This window comes from Streptomyces sp. NPDC087215, assembly GCF_044744885.1.
In the GTDB taxonomy this organism is placed as follows: Bacteria; Actinomycetota; Actinomycetes; order Streptomycetales; family Streptomycetaceae; genus Streptomyces.
Genome location: NZ_JBIUZD010000008.1, coordinates 260,369 through 277,908, shown reverse-complemented (window position 1 = coordinate 277,908; position 17,540 = coordinate 260,369). Strand labels below are relative to the sequence as shown.

8 protein-coding genes are annotated in these 17,540 nt (G+C 74.9%); 4 read left to right on the top strand and 4 right to left on the bottom strand.

The window, feature by feature from the left end; all coding sequences use genetic code 11:
• The first annotated feature begins 377 nt into the window (after positions 1-377).
• Positions 378-5,348 (top strand): NAD-glutamate dehydrogenase, encoded by a 4,971-nt coding sequence (locus ACIO92_RS22190; protein ID WP_402282719.1) that lies wholly within the window; start codon positions 378-380, stop codon positions 5,346-5,348.
• A gap of 105 nt (positions 5,349-5,453) precedes the next feature.
• Here the strand turns inward: ACIO92_RS22190 and ACIO92_RS22185 are convergent, their stop codons facing one another.
• From ACIO92_RS22185 to ACIO92_RS22175, 3 genes are read right to left on the bottom strand one after another with little or no spacing between them, the layout of a single operon-like run.
• On the bottom strand, positions 5,454-6,758 hold the full coding sequence (locus ACIO92_RS22185; protein ID WP_402058606.1) for a glycosyltransferase 87 family protein: 1,305 nt from the start codon (positions 6,756-6,758) through the stop codon (positions 5,454-5,456).
• A gap of 26 nt (positions 6,759-6,784) precedes the next feature.
• The gene (locus ACIO92_RS22180; RefSeq protein ID WP_402282721.1) at positions 6,785-7,660 is read right to left on the bottom strand and encodes an ABC transporter ATP-binding protein; all 876 of its coding nucleotides are present in this window, start codon (positions 7,658-7,660) and stop codon (positions 6,785-6,787) included.
• Positions 7,653-8,570 (bottom strand): ABC transporter permease, encoded by a 918-nt coding sequence (locus tag ACIO92_RS22175; protein ID WP_366440984.1) that lies wholly within the window; start codon positions 8,568-8,570, stop codon positions 7,653-7,655. The genes ACIO92_RS22180 and ACIO92_RS22175 overlap by 8 nt, the downstream gene beginning before the upstream one ends.
• A 142-nt stretch (positions 8,571-8,712) precedes the next feature.
• Between ACIO92_RS22175 and ACIO92_RS22170 the strand changes: the two genes are divergently transcribed.
• A complete protein-coding gene (locus tag ACIO92_RS22170; protein WP_384863978.1) occupies positions 8,713-9,321 on the top strand; it encodes a TetR/AcrR family transcriptional regulator in 609 nt (202 codons plus the stop codon).
• A 327-nt stretch (positions 9,322-9,648) separates the two neighbouring features.
• Here ACIO92_RS22170 and ACIO92_RS22165 read toward each other — a convergent pair whose 3' ends face one another.
• Positions 9,649-13,836, bottom strand: a complete 4,188-nt coding sequence (locus ACIO92_RS22165) for an FHA domain-containing protein (protein ID WP_402058612.1) — start codon at positions 13,834-13,836, stop codon at positions 9,649-9,651.
• A 456-nt stretch (positions 13,837-14,292) separates the two neighbouring features.
• On the opposite strand from ACIO92_RS22165, the gene ACIO92_RS22160 reads away from it, so the two are divergent.
• Both ACIO92_RS22160 and ACIO92_RS22155 read left to right on the top strand, forming a co-directional pair.
• Entirely contained in the window at positions 14,293-16,113 is a 1,821-nt protein-coding gene (locus ACIO92_RS22160; protein WP_402282724.1) for a serine/threonine-protein kinase, read from the top strand.
• A gap of 107 nt (positions 16,114-16,220) precedes the next feature.
• Positions 16,221-17,459 (top strand): serine/threonine-protein kinase, encoded by a 1,239-nt coding sequence (locus ACIO92_RS22155; RefSeq protein ID WP_402282725.1) that lies wholly within the window; start codon positions 16,221-16,223, stop codon positions 17,457-17,459.
• The last annotated feature ends 81 nt before the right edge of the window (positions 17,460-17,540 follow it).

Sequence of the window (17,540 nt, the reverse complement as noted above, 5' to 3'; positions counted from 1 at the left end):
CGGGCCGCCCCCGGCGGGGCCCTTTGCCAAGAGGACATGTGTCGCTGTCCAGAACGTCAAACTTCCCCCTCATCTTTTGTACACATGCGGCTCATGACGGTTCGGGGGTCGGGGGCGATAGGCTTTTGCCGTGATCAGCGCGATACGCCGTGGGGGCAGTGGAGCCCCCGGCCGCCGCCCGACCCGCCACGGCGGCCGGGCCCACCGTGCGTTCGCCGATCCCTTCCGTCCGGGCGTGCCGCTCTCCGTGGCCGATAACGACCCGGGCATCTCTCATCCGGGCATAACGTCGACATCGACCGGAATCACCGCGTCGTGGCGTTGTGCCCTTTCTTCCACCGACGTCACGCAACGGCGCGCGACAGGAGTCAGAGGACATGCAGACCAAGCTGGACGAAGCCAAGGCCGAGCTGCTCGAAAGGGCCGCCCGGGTAGCTGAGCACAGCCCGGTCGGGGGGCGACTCCCGACGGGCGCCGAGGGCGCCGGGGAGCGCCCGGACCGGGACACGGTGCTCGAGTACCTCCAGCGCTACTACCTGCACACCGCTCCGGAGGACCTCGGCGACCGGGACCCGGTCGACGTGTTCGGTGCCGCGCTCTCCCACTACCGCCTCGCGGAGAACCGTCCGCAGGGCACCGCGAACGTGCGCGTCCACACCCCGACGGTGGAGGAGAACGGCTGGACGAGCAGCCACTCCGTCGTCGAGGTCGTCACCGACGACATGCCCTTCCTCGTCGACTCCGTCACCAACGAGCTGTCCCGCCAGGGCCGCGGCATCCATGTCGTGATCCACCCGCAGGTCCTCGTCCGCCGTGACGTCACCGGGCGCCTCATCGAGGTCCTCTCGGCCCAGATCCACGGCGAGCTGCCGCACGACGCGCTCACCGAGTCCTGGATCCACGTCGAGATCGACCGCGAGACCGACCGCGCCGACCTCAAGCAGATCACCGCCGACCTGCTGCGCGTCCTGTCCGACGTCCGCGAGACGGTCGAGGACTGGGAGAAGATGCGCGAGGCCGCCCTGCGGATCGCCGACGGCCTCCCGGACGAGCCCACCGCCTCCGACCTGCGCCCCACCGAGGTCGAGGAGGCCCGCGAGCTGCTGCGCTGGCTCGCCGACGAGCACTTCACCTTCCTCGGCTACCGCGAGTACGAGCTGGTCGACGGGGACGCCCTGGCCGCCGTCCCCGGCACCGGCCTCGGCATCCTGCGCTCCGACCCGCAGCACACCGGCGGCGACGAGGGCCACCACGCCCACCCCGTCTCGCCGTCCTTCAGCCGGCTGCCCGCCGACGCCCGCGCCAAGGCCCGCGAGCACAAGCTGCTGATCCTGACGAAGGCCAACAGCCGCGCGACCGTGCACCGCCCCTCGTACCTCGACTACGTCGGCGTGAAGAAGTTCGACGCCGACGGCAACGTCATCGGCGAGCGCCGCTTCCTCGGCCTGTTCTCCTCGGCCGCCTACACCGAGTCCGTCCGCCGGGTCCCCGTCGTCAAGCGCAAGGTCAAGGAGGTCCTGGCGGGCGCGGGCTTCTCGCCCAACAGCCACGACGGCCGCGACCTGCTCCAGATCCTGGAGACCTACCCGCGCGACGAGCTGTTCCAGACCCCGGTCGACCAGCTCCAGGCCATCGTCACCAGCGTCCTGTACCTCCAGGAGCGCCGCCGCCTCCGGCTCTACCTGCGCCAGGACGAGTACGGCCGCTACTACTCGGCCCTCGTCTACCTGCCGCGCGACCGCTACACCACCCGCGTCCGGCTGCGGATCATCGACATCCTGAAGGAGGAGCTCGGCGGCGCCAGCGTCGACTTCACCGCCTGGAACACCGAGTCGATCCTCTCCCGGCTGCACTTCGTCGTCCGCGTCGAGCCCGGCACCGAGCTGGCGAAGCTCACCGACGCCGATGTCGACCGCGTCGAGGCCCGGCTCGTCGAGGCCGCCCGCTCCTGGGCCGACGGCTTCGCCGAAGCGCTGAACGCCGAGTGCGGCGAGGAGCGCGCCGCCGAGCTGCTGCGCCGCTACGGCAACGCCATCCCCGAGGGCTACAAGGCCGACCACTCGCCCCGCGCGGCCGTCGCCGACCTGGTTCGCCTGGAGGCCCTGGCCCGCATCGAGGGCAAGGACTTCGCGCTCTCGCTGTACGAGCCGGTCGGCGCGGGCCCCGGCGAGCGCCGCTTCAAGATCTACAAGACGGGCGAGCCGATCTCCCTGTCCGCCGTGCTCCCGGTGCTCAACCGGCTCGGCGTCGAGGTCACCGACGAGCGCCCCTACGAGCTGCGCCGCACCGACCGCGCCCACACCTCCTGGATCTACGACTTCGGTCTGCGGATGCCCGCCCCGACCGGCAACGGCGACTACCTCGGCGACGACGCCCGCGAGCGCTTCCAGGAGGCCTTCGCCGCCACCTGGACCGGCAGGGCCGAGGACGACAACTTCAACTCGCTCGTCCTGTCCGCCGGGCTCACCTGGCGCGAGGCGATGGTACTGCGCGCCTACGCCAAGTACCTGCGCCAGGCCGGTGCGACGTTCAGCCAGGACTACATGGAGGACACCCTCCGCAACAACGTCCACACCACCCGGCTGCTCGTCTCCCTCTTCGAGGCGCGGATGGCGCCGGAGCGCCAGCGCGCCGGGACCGAGCTGACCGACGGCATCCTGGAGGAGCTGGACGGCGCCCTCGACCAGGTCGCGAGCCTGGACGAGGACCGCATCCTGCGGTCCTTCCTCACCGTCGTCAAGGCCACGCTGCGGACGAACTTCTTCCAGAAGGACGCCCTGGGGGAGCCGCACTCCTACGTGTCGATGAAGTTCGACCCGCAGGCCATCCCCGACCTCCCCGCGCCCCGCCCGGCCTTCGAGATCTGGGTGTACTCCCCGCGCGTCGAGGGCGTCCACCTGCGCTTCGGCAAGGTCGCCCGGGGCGGTCTGCGCTGGTCCGACCGGCGCGAGGACTTCCGTACCGAGATCCTCGGCCTGGTCAAGGCGCAGATGGTGAAGAACACCGTCATCGTGCCGGTCGGCGCCAAGGGCGGCTTCGTCGCCAAGCAGCTCCCGGACCCGTCCGTGGACCGGGACGCCTGGCTGGCCGAGGGCATCGCCTCGTACAAGACCTTCATCTCGGCGCTGCTCGACATCACCGACAACCTGGTCGCGGGCGAGGTCGTGCCGCCCCTCGACGTGGTCCGCCACGACGAGGACGACACCTACCTGGTGGTCGCCGCCGACAAGGGCACCGCGACCTTCTCCGACATCGCCAACGGGGTCGCGGAGTCGTACGGCTTCTGGCTCGGTGACGCCTTCGCCTCCGGCGGCTCCGCCGGATACGACCACAAGGGCATGGGCATCACCGCCCGCGGCGCCTGGGAGTCCGTCAAGCGGCACTTCCGCGAGCTGGGCCACGACACCCAGAGCGAGGACTTCACCGTCGTCGGCGTCGGTGACATGTCCGGTGACGTCTTCGGCAACGGAATGCTGCTCTCCGAGCACATCCGGCTGGTCGCGGCCTTCGACCACCGGCACATCTTCCTCGACCCCAACCCGGACGCGGCCGTCTCCTACGCCGAGCGCCGCCGCCTCTTCGACCTGCCCCGCTCCTCCTGGGCCGACTACGACTCCTCGCTGCTCTCCGCCGGTGGCGGCATCCACCCCCGCAGCGCCAAGTCGATCCCGGTCAACGCGCAGGTCAGGGCCGCACTCGGCATCGAGGCCGGGACCACCAAGATGACTCCGGCCGAGCTGATGAAGGCCGTGCTCCAGGCCCCCGTCGACCTGCTGTGGAACGGCGGGATCGGCACGTACGTGAAGTCCTCGGCCGAGACCGACGCCGACGTCGGCGACAAGGCCAACGACGCCATCCGCGTCGACGGCCAGGACGTCCGGGCCAAGGTCGTCGGCGAGGGCGGCAACCTCGGCGCGACCCAGCTGGGCCGCATCGAGTTCGCCCGCTCCGGCGGCCCCGGTGGCGACGGCGGAAAGATCAACACCGATGCCATCGACAACAGCGCGGGCGTCGACACCTCCGACCACGAGGTCAACATCAAGATCCTGCTCAACGGGCTCGTCGCCGAGGGCGACATGACCGTCAAGCAGCGCAACAAGATCCTCGCGGAGATGACCGACGAGGTCGGCGCGCTCGTGCTGCGCAACAACTACGCGCAGAACACGGCCCTGGCCAACGCCGTCGCCCAGTCGCCGTCCCTGCTCCACGCCCACCAGCGGTTCATGCGCCGCCTGGGCCGCGACGGGGCCCTCGACCGCTCCCTGGAGTTCCTGCCCAACGACCGGCAGATCCGCGAACTCCTCAACAACGGCCGCGGTCTGAGCCAGCCGGAGCTGGCCGTCCTCCTCGCCTACACCAAGATCACGGTGGCCGACGAGCTGATCGGCACGGAGCTGCCGGACGACCCGTACCTGCGCGGACTGCTGCACGCGTACTTCCCGACGCTGCTGCGCGAGAAGTTCCCCGAGGCGGTCGACGGCCACGCGCTGCGCCGCGAGATCATCACCACGGTCCTGGTCAACGACACCGTCAACTCCGGCGGCTCGACCTTCCTGCACCGCCTCCGCGAGGAGACCGGCGCGTCGATCGAGGAGATCGTCCGGGCGCAGACCGCGGCCCGGGTGGTCTTCCGCCTCGGCCAGGTCTGGGACGCCGTCGAGGCGCTCGACAACCAGGTTCCGGCCGAGATCCAGACCCGGATGCGGCTGCACTCGCGGCGGCTCGTCGAGCGCGGCACGCGCTGGCTGCTCAACAACCGGCCGCAGCCGCTGCAGCTCACCGAGACCATCGAGTTCTTCTCCGAGCGGGTCGAGGAGGTCCGGGCGCAGCTGCCCGGTCTGCTGCGCGGCGCGGACCTGGAGTGGTACGAGTCGATCCGGGACGAGCTGATCGGGGCGGGCGTGCCGGAGGAGCTGGCCCGGCGGGTCGCGGGCTTCTCCTCGGCGTTCCCGGTCCTCGACGTCGTGGCGATCGCGGACCGGATGGGCAAGGAGCCGTCGGCGGTGGCCGAGGTCTACTTCGACCTGGGCGACCGGCTGCGGATCACCGATCTGATGGACCGGATCATCGAGCTGCCGCGCAGCGACCGGTGGCAGTCGATGGCCCGTGCCTCGATCCGTGAGGACCTGTTCGCGGCGCACGCGGCGCTGACGGCGGACGTCCTGACGGTGGGCAACGGCACGACCAGCCCCGAGGAGCGGTTCAAGGGCTGGGAGGAGCGGAACACGGCGATCCTGGGCCGCGCGCGGACGACCCTGGAGGAGATCCAGGGCTCGGACACCTTCGACCTGGCGAACCTGTCGGTGGCGATGCGGACCATGCGCACGCTGCTCCGGACGCACAGCTAGTCGCGCCGACCCCGGTCGCACCGACCCCGGACCGGGCTCCCCGGTCCGGGGACGCGGAGGGCCCCGCCGGATCTCCGGCGGGGCCCTTCCGCGTTCCCGGTCGCCCTAGGCGGTCTCCTTGGGCGGTCCCGGGACCGTCGAGGTCCACAGGCGGTGGGCGGCGAGCAGGGCGGCGGCGAGCAGCAGACCGTTGCGGAGCACCATGACGGCCAGGCCCCTGGGAGCACCGGCGAGGACCTCGTCGTACAGGACGGGGTAGGCGAGCGAGCTGAGCGCCGCCGCCGGGAGCAGCAGGAGCGCGACCGGGCGCATCACGGTGGCGCGGGAGGTCAGGCAGACGGCGGCGAGTCCGAGCAGCCAGATCAGGTACTGGGGGCTGATGACCCGGCTGGTGGCGGTGAGGAGCAGGACGGCGGCGAGGGCCGCGTCGAAGGGGGTGGCGGTGGTCCAGCGGTGGGCCCGGACGCGCCAGAGCAGCAGCCAGCCGAAGGCGATGACGGTGAGCAGCAGGGCGAGGTGGCCGAGGCTGGAGACGTACGGGCCGATGTACTCGAAGGCGCCGTAGCGGTACTCGACCCGGCCGGGCCAGACGCCGGTGGCGCGGGCGAGCGCGAGGGCGGTGCCGCCGAGCGATTCGATCTGGACGCCCCGGTCGCCCTGCCGGCGCAGGAAGCCGAGCGAGCCGGAGAAGAACAGGGCGAGGGTGGCGAGGAGCGCGAGGGCGGCGACGGCGGCGGCGGTCCAGGCGTCGCGGGTGGTACGGCCCCGGGGGGTGCCGATGAGGGCGAGAACCGGCCAGACCTTGACCATGGCGCCGATTCCGGCGAGCGCCCCGCCGAGCTGGTGGGCGGCGGTCGGGCGGGCGCTGAGGGCGAGCAGGGCGAGGACGGCGAGGGCGGTGGTCTGGACGTCGTACCGGGCGAGCGGCAGATGCAGGAGGAGCGGCAGTCCGCAGGCCCAGTACCAGGCGCCGTGGGTGAGCCGGGAGCTGTCGGCGCGGGCGAGGGCGAGGGTGACGACCGCGTCGGCGAGGAGGGTGAGGGCGACGAACGCCTGGAAGTACGTCAGCCAGGGCAGGAGGCCCGGGGACATGATCACGACTCCGGCGCCGGGCGGGTACTGCCAGGTGACGTCGCCGGGCGGGAAGGTGCCCTGGGCGAACTGGCCGTACCAGTGCCGGTAGAGGTCCACCTCGCGGCCGACCCCGCCGATGCCGAGGTCGTCGCGCAGGAGCAGCAGGACCATGCCCGCGCGGGTCAGCAGCCAGAGGGCGGCGAGGGCGAGCCGGGGGCCGAGGCCGACCGTGACGAAGGTGGCGGAGGTGAAGGTGTCCGAGTCGAAGGGGGACGCGGTGAGGGAGGGGGGCGGGGGCGCGGACGGCCGGGGCGGAGAGGGGTGCTCGTTCGTCATCCCTCCGCACTTTAGACCTCTATGCCCTATTTGCCCGGAGTCTTGGCCTCGATGGCGGCTCCGGTCGTGGCTCCCGTCGCGGCCCCTGCCCCGGCCCCTGCCCCGGCCCCGGGCCCTGCCGTGGCTCCCGTCGCGGTGAACTCCTCGTACGCCGCCACCACCTCCTTCGCCGGGCCGTCCATCCGCAGCGTGCCCGCCTCCAGCCACAGGGCCCGCTCGCAGGTCTCCGTGATGGTCGAGTTCGAGTGGCTGACCAGGAAGACCGTGCCCGCCGCCGCCCGCAGTTCGTCGATCCGCGCCTGGCTGCGGCGCCGGAAGCGCGCGTCGCCGGTGGACAGCGCCTCGTCGATGAGCAGGACGTCGTGGCTCTTCGCGGCGGCGATCGAGAAGCGCAGCCGGGCGCCCATCCCGGAGGAGTAGGTCCGCATCGGGCGGGAGATGGCGTCGTCCTTCTCGTTGATGCCGGAGAAGTCCACGATCTCGTCGTAGCGCTCCCGGACCTCCGTACGGCTCATGCCCATCGCCAGACCGCCCAGGATCACGTTCCGCTCGCCGGTCAGATCGTTCATCAGGGCCGCGTTGACGCCGAGCAGCGAGGGCTGCCCATGGGTGTAGACCTGGCCCCGCTCGACGGGCTGGAGGCCCGCGATCGCTTTCAGGAGGGTGGATTTCCCCGATCCGTTCGAACCGATCAGGCCGATCGCCTCGCCCCGGTACGCGACGAAGCTGACGCCCCGCACCGCGTGCACCCGGCGCCCGGCCGGAGCCGTGCCGCCCCGTCGCAGGACGCGGCCCAGCGCGGCCGTCGCGGCGCCCCGGCCGCCCGCGGGGGCGCCGTTGACGGTGTACGTGACATGGACGCCGTCGACCACCACGGTCGGGGTCCGCTCGTTCTCATCCACGGCCGTACGTCTCCTCAGCCTTCCAGAACCACACGAAACCGCCGACGAAGGCCAGCAGGGCCCAGCCGACGGCGAGCGCCCAGACGTGCGGCGGCAGCTGCGCCGAGGTCTGGCTCCCGATCAGCGCGAAGCGCATGAGGTCGATGTAGACCGCCGCCGGGTTGCACTGGAGCGCCAGGACCACCGCCTCGGGGAACCGCCCGCCGCTCGCCAGGTTCTGGATCGACCACATGGCGCCCGAGGCGTACATCCAGGTCCGCAGCACGAACGGCATCAGCTGGCTGATGTCCGGGGTGCGGGCCGCGAGCCGGGCGAGGACGAGCGCCGCGCCGGTGTTGAACAGGGCCTGGCACAGCAGCGCGGGGACGGCGAGCAGCCAGCTCCAGGCGGGGAACTCGCCGAGGACGCACAGGATCCCGGCCAGCGCGGTGAGCGAGAGCAGCAGCTGCTGGAGCTGCTGGAGCGCGAGCGAGATCGGCAGGCTCGCGCGCGGGAAGTGGAGGGCCCGGACCAGACCCAGGTTGCCGCTGATGGCCCGGGTGCCCGCCAGGACCGTGTCGGAGGTGAACGTCCACACGAAGACGCCGGTGAGCAGGAAGGGCACGTAGTCGGGGACGCCGTGCTTCGCGTTCAGCAGGACGCCGAAGATCATGTAGTAGACGGCCGCGTTGAGCAGCGGGGTCATGAGCTGCCAGACCTGGCCGAGCCGCGCCTCGCTGTAGCGGGCGGTCAGCCGGGCGGTCGCGAAGGCGGCGATGAAGTCGCGGCGGGACCAGAGCTGCCGGGCGTACGCGGGCAGCGAGGGCCGGGCGCCGCTGACGGTCAGTCCGTGGCGCAGGGCCAGGGCCCGGAGGTCCTCGGGGGCGTCCTGGCGCGGGGGTGACGGGGGCGGGGCGAGGGTGGTGGTCACGGGCGGGCGCTTTCGACGAAGGGTGCGGGGCGTTCGTCGGCGATGGAACGGGTCCGTATCGTCGCTACGGCGAGATTAGGGCTCGTCACGTCGGAACGCAACCGTATCGTCGTCACGGAGGCGGGATCTCGCCTTCGTTAGGATGCGGTTCATGACCGATCCGACCCCCCGCCGCGCCCCCGCCGGGGCCGCCGTGCTCCGCGAGGACGTGACCGAGGCGATCCGCGCCGCCGTCTTCGAGGAGCTCGCGGCCGTGGGCTTCGCACGGATGTCCATCGAGGGCATCGCGCGCCGCGCCGGAGTCGGCAAGACCGCCGTCTACCGGCGCTGGAAGTCCAAGCTCGCCCTGGTCCTCGACCTCGTCGGCGCCTTCGCCGCCCAGGGCCTGCCCGCCCCCGCCACCGGCTCCCTCGACGGGGACGTCCGGGCCCTCCTCGAAGTCGCCTCGCACGCCCTGCGCCACCCCGTCGCCTCGCAGGTCGTCCCCGATCTGCTCGTCGAGGCCGCCCGGCACCCCGAGATCGCCGAGACCGTCACCGCGACCCTCCTCGACGGGCCCCGGGGCGTCGTCACCCAGATCGTCCGCGAGGCCGTCGCCCGTGGCGAACTCCCCGAGGGCACCGACCCCGGACGCGCCCTCGACCTGATCGTCGGCCCGCTCTACTGGCGCCTCGTCGTCGTCCGTACGCCACTGCCGCCGGGATACGTGGAGGACCTGACGCGCTCGGCGGTCGCGGCGCTCCGGGGCTGACCGGACCCGGGGCCGGGGGCCGGGGCGGTCGTCACGGAGACTCCGGCGGGCCGGACCGACGACCGGCCCGCACTACGGTCCGGCCCGGTGGGGCGTGCCCGGCGGGCCGATGACCAGGTGCGGCGCCGCCGACGCGGTGGACGGGCGACCGTCTCGTGGGCGAGCGGCCGGGCGCGCTCCTCGGCGGTGGAGGGACCGTCCGGCCCGGTGTGCTCGTGAGCCGTGAGGTGCTGGAGGGCGTACCGAGGAGCCCCCGGTCGATGCTCTGGCGCCCCACCGGACCGTGAGCCCGGTCCGGGGCCGGTCCACCGAGGGCGGCGGGTCGCGCTACGCGTGCGTGGCCGGGGTGAGCGGCGGCACCGGGGTCGCCTCCACCGAGCGGGCGGCCCGGTCGAGGGCGCTCGCCAGGAGGGCCAGGTCCGTAGGCCCGTTGCCCAGTTCCCGCACCGGGCGCCGGGTCGGCGGGTCGCCCATCCGCTCCCACTCCAGCGGGACCACCGTCGGCCGGAGCGTCGCCGTCCGGGGGATGCGGCCCGTCACCCGGCCCGCCTGGAACGGGGTCACCCGCCCGTCCGGATGCCCCAGCCGTCCGCGCCCCGCGGCCGGTACGTCGGGTCCCGAGGTCGCCGGGGGCGCGTCGAGCACGATCCGCAGCCGGGCCCCGTGGGCCAGCTCGGTGTCGGCGGTCCTGTCCGGTCGTGCCGAGGTCGCGACCAGGTGCACACCGAGCCGCTCCCCGTTCCGCGCGACGGCTTCGAGGGCCCGTACGACGGAACCCGCGGCGGGACGCCCGGGGGCGCCGAGCGCGGGCGCGACGAGCGCGTCGAAGTCGTCGACGAGGACGACCAGCCGGGGCAGATATCCGGACGAGCCCCTGACGGCACCCGTCTCGCCGGTGGCGGGCGCGGGAATCCGCGCCCCTTCCCCACCACGGGAACCCCGCCCGGCCGCGTACCCGCCGTCCGGGGCCCGGGAGCCGTACCCGCCGGGGTCGCCCTCTCCGGTACGGGGGACGCGTCCGCTCCCGTACCCGCCGGGATCGCCGTCGCCGCCGCGCGGGAGCCGCCCGCCGAGGTCGCCCTCTCCCGTGCGGGAGACGCGTCCGCTGCCGGGTCCGCCGAGGTCGGCGGCTCCGGTGCGGAGCGTCCGGCCGCCCGGCTGTCCGCCGAGTTCGCCGTCGCCCGTGCGGAGCGTCCGGCTGCTCGGGCGGTCGTCCAGGAGGCCGCCGTCCCGGCGGGGCAGCCGTCCGCTCGGAGTGTCGGAGAGGAAGGCCTCGGCGCCCGACCGCGCCCGCGTCCCGGGCCGCTCGTCGGCTCCCCGGCCCCCGGCCCACGAGCCCTGCCCGTCGAGGTCCCCGGCACCGGGGTGAGGAATCCTTCCGCCACCACGGCCACCGAGGTCCTCGGCACCCGTGCGGGCGGCGGGGCCGCTCTCTCCGGCGCGGCCGACGTGCCCGCCCCCGCGCCCGCCTGACCCGCCGGAACCGGGGTGGGGCAGACGCCCGCTCGCCCGGCCACCGAGGTCGCCCGCGCGGGACCCGGGCCCGGCGGCGTCGCCGTTCCCCGTACGGGAGATCCGGCCGGCCGCCCGGCCGCCCGGCTCGTCGTCGTTCGTGCGGAGGGTGCGGCTGCTGGGGCGTCCGCGCGGATCCTCCGCGCCCGAGGAGTACGCGGTCCGGCCGCCGGGGCGCCCGCCCGGCTCCTCCGCCGGGTACGGCAACCGCCCGCTCGTCCGGCTCTCGACGTCCCCTCCGTACGTGCCCCGGGTCCCGGTCTCGTCTCCGCGCCCGCTCCGGGTGCCCGGTGACGACCCGCTCGTGCCGTCCCCCGTCCGGAGGGTCCGTCCGGTGGTCCGGCCTTCGAGATCGCCGGGGTACGCCGTCCGGCCGCTCGCGCGGGAGGCGAAGTCGTCGCCCTCCGGGAGCCGGACGGTCGCGCGCGTGCCCTGCGGGAGCGACTCCGCCGCGCTCGGGCTGCGCTGGCCGATCAGCCGGTCGCCCGCGCCGGACGCCGACGCCGGGCGCGGGCCCCGCCGGTCGGCGAAGTGCCCGTCGCCGAGGATCTCCGCGCGCCGCTTCAGCTCCGCGCCCAGCGCCTGCGCGAACTCCCGCATCCGCACCGGGTCCGAGGCGACCAGGTGCTCGGTGATGTGCGGCAGCTCCGTACAGACCGCGAGTCCTTCGCCGCGCTCGCCGCCCGCCCCGTCCACCAGGAGCAGCCCGATCCGGTCGGGGCGGCCACCGGCCGCGAGGGACGCGGCGACCGAGCGGAGCAGCTCCGTGCGCCCGCTGCCCGCGGGGCCCTCGATCAGCAGGTGCGGGCCCTCCTTGGTGAGGTCCACCGCGAGCGGTCCGCGCGGGCCCGTGCCCAGGACGACCGTGCCGTCCCCGGCGGAGGCCCAGCGGGCCATCAGGGAGGCGGGGGTGGCGCGGGCGAGCCCCAGTTCGTCGAGGAGCCGGGACGAGGGGGGCAGCGCGGCGGCGCGGGCGCCGGGCACCGCCGCCGCGTCCGTGCGCAGCGGGGCCAGGGCGCGGCCGAACCGGTCGGCCCAGGCGACGGAGACCGCGTCCACCACGCCCACGGTGCCGTGGCCCGCGGCCCGTCCGCCCGCCGTCCTGAGCAGGCGCAGCGCGGTGGCGACGTCACCGCTGAGGAGCACGGCGGCCCCGCACTCGCGGAACGCGAACGAACCGGCGCAGGCCGACTCGTAGGTGGCGGCCACCGGGGAGGCGGGGGAGGCGGCGGGGGCCTCGGCGAGACAGAGGAGGTGGATGCCCGCGGCGGCTCCGGCACCGGCGAGCCGGGCGACGGTCTCGCGCAGGGCCGCGGAGCCGGGGTCGCCGTCCACGACCACCACCGTGACCGGGCCTTCGTGGCGGGCCGCGGCCTCGGCGACGGCGGCGCGGTCGGCGCTGGGCCAGCCGGGGCCGAGCGGGCCGTCGTCGAGCCGCCGGGTCAGCTCCGCCGTACGGGCCTGGGCCTGCTCGCGGTCGTACGCGAGGAGCAGCCGGGCGTCCTGGCCGTGGGCGGGCCGGACGTGCGGGAGCCAGCCGAGCCAGCCCCAGGCCCGGCGCCGCTCGTCCAGCGAGCGGTTGCGGTCGGCGCTGATCAGCACGATCTCCAGATCGGCCGGGGAGTGCAGGGCGGCGAGCTGGGCGACGACGGAGCGGGCCAGTCCCGCGAGCCGGTCGGCGGGGCCCGCCAGACCGAGGGAACCGGCCTCGCGCAGCCCCACGGTGACGGGCACGCCGGAGAGTTCGGCGCGGTCGGTGGTGCCGAGCCGCACCACGAGCGCCTCGGGGTGGTGCGGGGCGCGCTCCCAGAGCCGGGGGCCGGGGCCGAGGGCGGTCAGCAGCACGGTGGCCGGGTCGGGCCAGGTGTCGGCCACCGGCGCGGGCGCGGCGGCCCGCGCGGCGGGTACCGGCCGGGCGCCGGTGCGGGTGTCGGGCGCGGTCCCGGGGCCGTCGGCGGGCGCCGGGAGGTCCTCGCGGCCGCCCGTGAGGCGCCGGGCCCAGGCGCCGAGGCCGCGCCTGCCGCCGCCCCGGGCGGGGGACGGCGGAGCGGCGGGCGCCGCGGGGCGGGTCCGCCGGGTCCCGCCGGGCTCCTCGTCGTCGCGTCCCGGGGCGTCGCCGGGGCCGTCGTGGGGGGCTCCCGCGCGCGCGTGCCCGTGAGAGCCCTCCCCGTACGGGGTGCCGTACGGGGAGTCGTGGCGGGAGTCGTCCACCGGGCCGCCGGACAGGGCGCCGCCCGCGCCGCCGTGGGTGGTGTCGTCCACCGGGCCGCCGTGGGCGGACCCGGGCACGCCCGCGTGGCCGGGCCGGTCGGCGCCGGTCGGCTCGTGGCCCGGCCGGTCGTCGGGCCCGAGGGCGATCCGCAGGTGTCCCTCGCCGTCCGGGGCGGTCGCCCGCGCGTCCGTGCCCACGGGGTCGTCGCCGGGGCCGCTCAGCCGGAGGGCGGACTCGCCGAGCCGGAGCAGGGCGCCGGGGCGGAAGCGGACCGGGCGCTCGCCGACCGGGACGCCGTCGAGGGTCGTGCCGTTCGTCGAGCCCCGGTCGGCGACCGTGACGGCGCCGTCCTCGCCGACGGTGACCACGCAGTGCGCGCGGGAGACGTCCGGGTCGTCGAGCGGTACGTCCGCCTCTACGGAACGGCCGATTCTGATCGGTCCGCCGTGCAGCAGATGCACTCCGCCCGCGTCCGGGCCCGCCACCACGTGCAGCCGGGCGGACGCGGGCTCGCCGACCCGCTCGTCGGGGCCGGGGACCTGGAGGGAGAGGACCGCGCCGTCCACGAGCGGGGGTTCGCCGAGCACACAGCGCCGGTTGTCGAGCCGCTCGGCGCCCGCATGGAGCACGGTCGTGCCCGAGGCGGAGGTCTCGGGGCCCGTGACGGCGGCGGCGAGCTGGGAGGCCACGGCCGCGAGCGCCGTCCCGGCGGGGGCCGTGACGAGCACGTCGCAGGCGCGCCCGGCGCCATGGGCGGCGTACGGCGCGAGGACGGTCAGCCGGATCTGCATCGCCGTCAGCGGTCCCTTCTGCGCGCGATGCCGGAGGGGGAACCGCCCGGTGTCTCCCCCCACCCGGCACGGGCGCGTCGCCCGGTACAGGTCGGCACGGCGCGGGGCTCCCGACCCCCTAGGTACGACGTGCTGGAGGCATCCTCGCACCTGCCGCCGACAACCCGCCCCCGGGTCGGCCAGAAGCGATCTTGAATGGTCGGCCCTGGACGTAAAAGTGCCTGATTGAACATGCCTTCGGAACGTGCCCCGCAACCCTCCTGGTTCGCAGAGCGTCTTCTTCCGGACAGAAGCGCCCCGGCACGGCCCGCGGAACCGGCCTGTGGACGACCGGCCGGTAGTCCGTGCGGCGGCACTAAAGTGGGTCGGACACCCGGACCGGTCACCACAGGGAACAGGGACCCCGGGACCACCTCCGGCACACCCCGGGACCACGATCAGCAGGGAGCGCGTGACGTGCGGCCTATCGGCAGCAAGTACCTGCTCGAGGAGCCGCTCGGCCGCGGCGCCACGGGCACCGTCTGGCGAGCCCGCCAGCGGGAGACGGCGGGCGCCGAGGCGGCCGTGCCCGGCCAGCCCGGCGAGACCGTCGCGATCAAGGTCCTCAAGGAGGAGCTGGCCAACGACGCGGACATCGTGATGCGCTTCCTGCGCGAGCGGTCCGTGCTGCTCCGGCTCACCCACCCGAACATCGTGCGCACCCGCGACCTGGTCGTCGAGGGCGATGTCCTCGCCCTCGTCATGGACCTCGTCGAAGGCCCCGACCTGCACCGGTACATCCGGGAGAGCGGCCCGCTCACCCCGGTCGCCGCCGCGCTCCTGACCGCCCAGATCGCCGACGCGCTCGCCGCGAGCCACGCCGACGGAGTGGTCCACCGCGACCTCAAGCCCGCCAACGTGCTGCTCGCCGAGCAGGGCGGCCAGATGCACCCGATGCTCACCGACTTCGGCATCGCGCGCCTCGCCGACTCCCCGGGTCTCACCCGCACCCATGAATTCGTCGGCACGCCCGCGTACGTGGCGCCCGAGTCCGCCGAGGGCCGCCCGCAGACCTCCGCCGTCGACATCTACGGCGCGGGCATCCTGCTGTACGAGCTGGTCACCGGCCGCCCCCCGTTCGCGGGCGGCACCGCGCTCGAAGTCCTGCACCGGCACCTCAGCGAGGAGCCCCGCCGCCCCTCGACCGTGCCGGGACCGCTCTGGACGGTCATCGAGCGCTGCCTCAGCAAGGACCCCGACCGGCGGCCGAGCGCCGTCAACCTCGCCCGCGGGCTGCGCGCGGTCGCCGCGGGCATCGGCGTGCACGCCACCCCCGCCCAGATCGAGGCGGCCGAAGGCGTCGGCGCCCTGCTCGCCCCGGACCCGTCTCCCGCGCCCGTACCGGAGACCCCCGGCGCCGCCGACCCCACCCAGGTGCTGCCCAGCGGCACCGGGGCGCCCCCGCGCTTCGACCCCGCGGGCGCGACCAGCGTCATGCCGACCGGCGGCCCGGGGGGCGCCGCCGACCCGACCGCCGTCATGCCGCCCGTCCCGCCCGGCCCGCCCCAGGCGGGACAGGGCGGGCCCGAGGACCCGCACCCCTGGCAGAGCCAGCTGCGCGCGGTCCGCGACCGCAACGAGCAGACACAGGTCCAGTACCTGGACCCGAGCGAGGACCCGCTGCGCCGTCGGCCCCAGCGCCAGCCGGGACCCCCGCAGCCGGGCCAGTACGGCCAGCAGGGCCAGCAGGGCCAGCAAGGTCAGCAGGGCGGCCGGTACGGGCAGCAGCAGGGCCAGCAGCCGCCGCCCGGCCAGTACGGCCAGCAGCCGTCCCACGGGCAGCAGGGCCAGCAGCACGGACAGCCGTCTTATCAGCAGCAGCGGCCCCCGCAGCGACCCGCGCCCCAGCAGTACCCGCCGCAGCCTCCGCCCCAGCAGTACGCCCCGCCGCCCCCGCCCCAGCAGTACGCGCCGCCCCCGCCCCCGCAGCAGTACACCCCGCCGCAGCCGCCGCCCCAGGCCCCCGCGCCCCGTGAACCGCGCCCGCCGCGCCAGCGCGGCGCCAACCCGGTGCGCATCCCCGGCCTCGGCTGCCTCAAGGGCTGTCTGATCATGATCGTCCTGTTCGTGGTCGCGGGCTGGCTCGTCTGGGAACTGACCCCCCTGCAGGACTGGGTCGCCCAGGGCAAGGGCTACTGGGAGGCCATCGGGGACGGCATCTCCTCGGTCACCGACTGGATCTCCAGCCTCGGCGACAGCACCGGTTCGACGGGCACCACCGGCGGTACCGGACAGTAAGGCTGCCGATTTATCGACTTCCGAAGGGTGATTTCCCTTCGGAAGTCGAGACGGGCGGCCGGGGACGCGTACGTTTGGCGTGAACCGCAGCCGCTGAGGGAGCAGTCTTGGCACGGAACATCGGCAGTCGCTACACCACCCACCAGATCCTCGGGCGGGGCAGCGCCGGAACGGTGTGGCTCGGCGAGGGCCCCGAGGGGCCCGTCGCCGTCAAACTCCTGCGCGAGGACCTGGCGTCCGACCAGGAACTCGTCGGACGCTTCGTCCAGGAGCGCAACGCCCTGCTCGGCCTCGACCACCCCCGGGTGGTCAAGGTCCGCGACCTCGTCGTCGACGGCAACGACCTCGCCCTCGTCATGGACCTGGTCCGCGGCACCGACCTGCGCACCCGCCTCGACCGGGAGCGGCGGCTCGCCCCCGAGGCGGCCGTCGCCATCGTCGCCGACGTCGCCGACGCCCTCGCCGCCGCGCACGCCGCCGGGGTCGTCCACCGGGACGTCAAGCCCGAGAACATCCTGCTCGACATGGAGGGCCCCCTCGGCCCCGGCGGCGCCCACCCCGCCCTCCTCACCGACTTCGGCGTCGCCAAGCTCATCGACACCCCCGGCCGCACCAAGGCCACCCGGATCATCGGCACCCCCGACTACCTCGCCCCCGAGATCGTCGAGGGCCTCCCGCCGCGCGCCGCCGTCGACATCTACGCCCTGGCGACCGTCCTGTACGAACTGCTCGCGGGCTTCACCCCGTTCGGCGGCGGCCACCCCGGCGCCGTCCTGCGCCGCCACGTCACCGAGACCGTCGTCCCGCTGCCCGGCATCCCCGAGGAGCTGTGGCAGCTGGTCGTGCAGTGCCTGGCGAAGGCCCCCGCCTCCCGGCTGCGCGCCTCCGAACTGGCCGCCCGCCTCAAGGACGTCCTGCCGACGCTCAAGGGCATCCCGCCGCTCGACGTGGACGAACCCGGTGCCGAGTCCTCCCCGGAGCCGTACGACGAGGAGGCCTACGCGACCGCCTCGGCCCCCGGCGAACCCGCGCCCCGGCGCGCCGCCGTCCCGCTCGTCCCCGGCGCCTCCGCCGACTCCCACCGCGACACCCACACCTCCATGCGGGTCCCGGCCCCCGACGAACTGTCCGGCGGCCCCCTCGGCACCGCCCGCGCGCCCCGCCCCGCCGGGGCCCGGCGTCCCGGCTCGGCCCGCCACAAGGCGGGTGTGGTCCGCAAGCGCCGGATCACCCTCGCCGTCGCCGCCGTGGTGGTCGCCGGAGCCCTCGGTGCCGGCGGCTACCTGGCGGTCTCCGGGGACGCCGGGACCCCGCCGCAGGACAGCAAGCAGTCCTCCCTGCCGTAGCGGCGGCCCCGCCGGGTCCCCGCCGATCGCGCCGGGCCGCCCCGCGGGCGCCCCCGCCGGGCCCGGCGGCCGAGGGTTCGG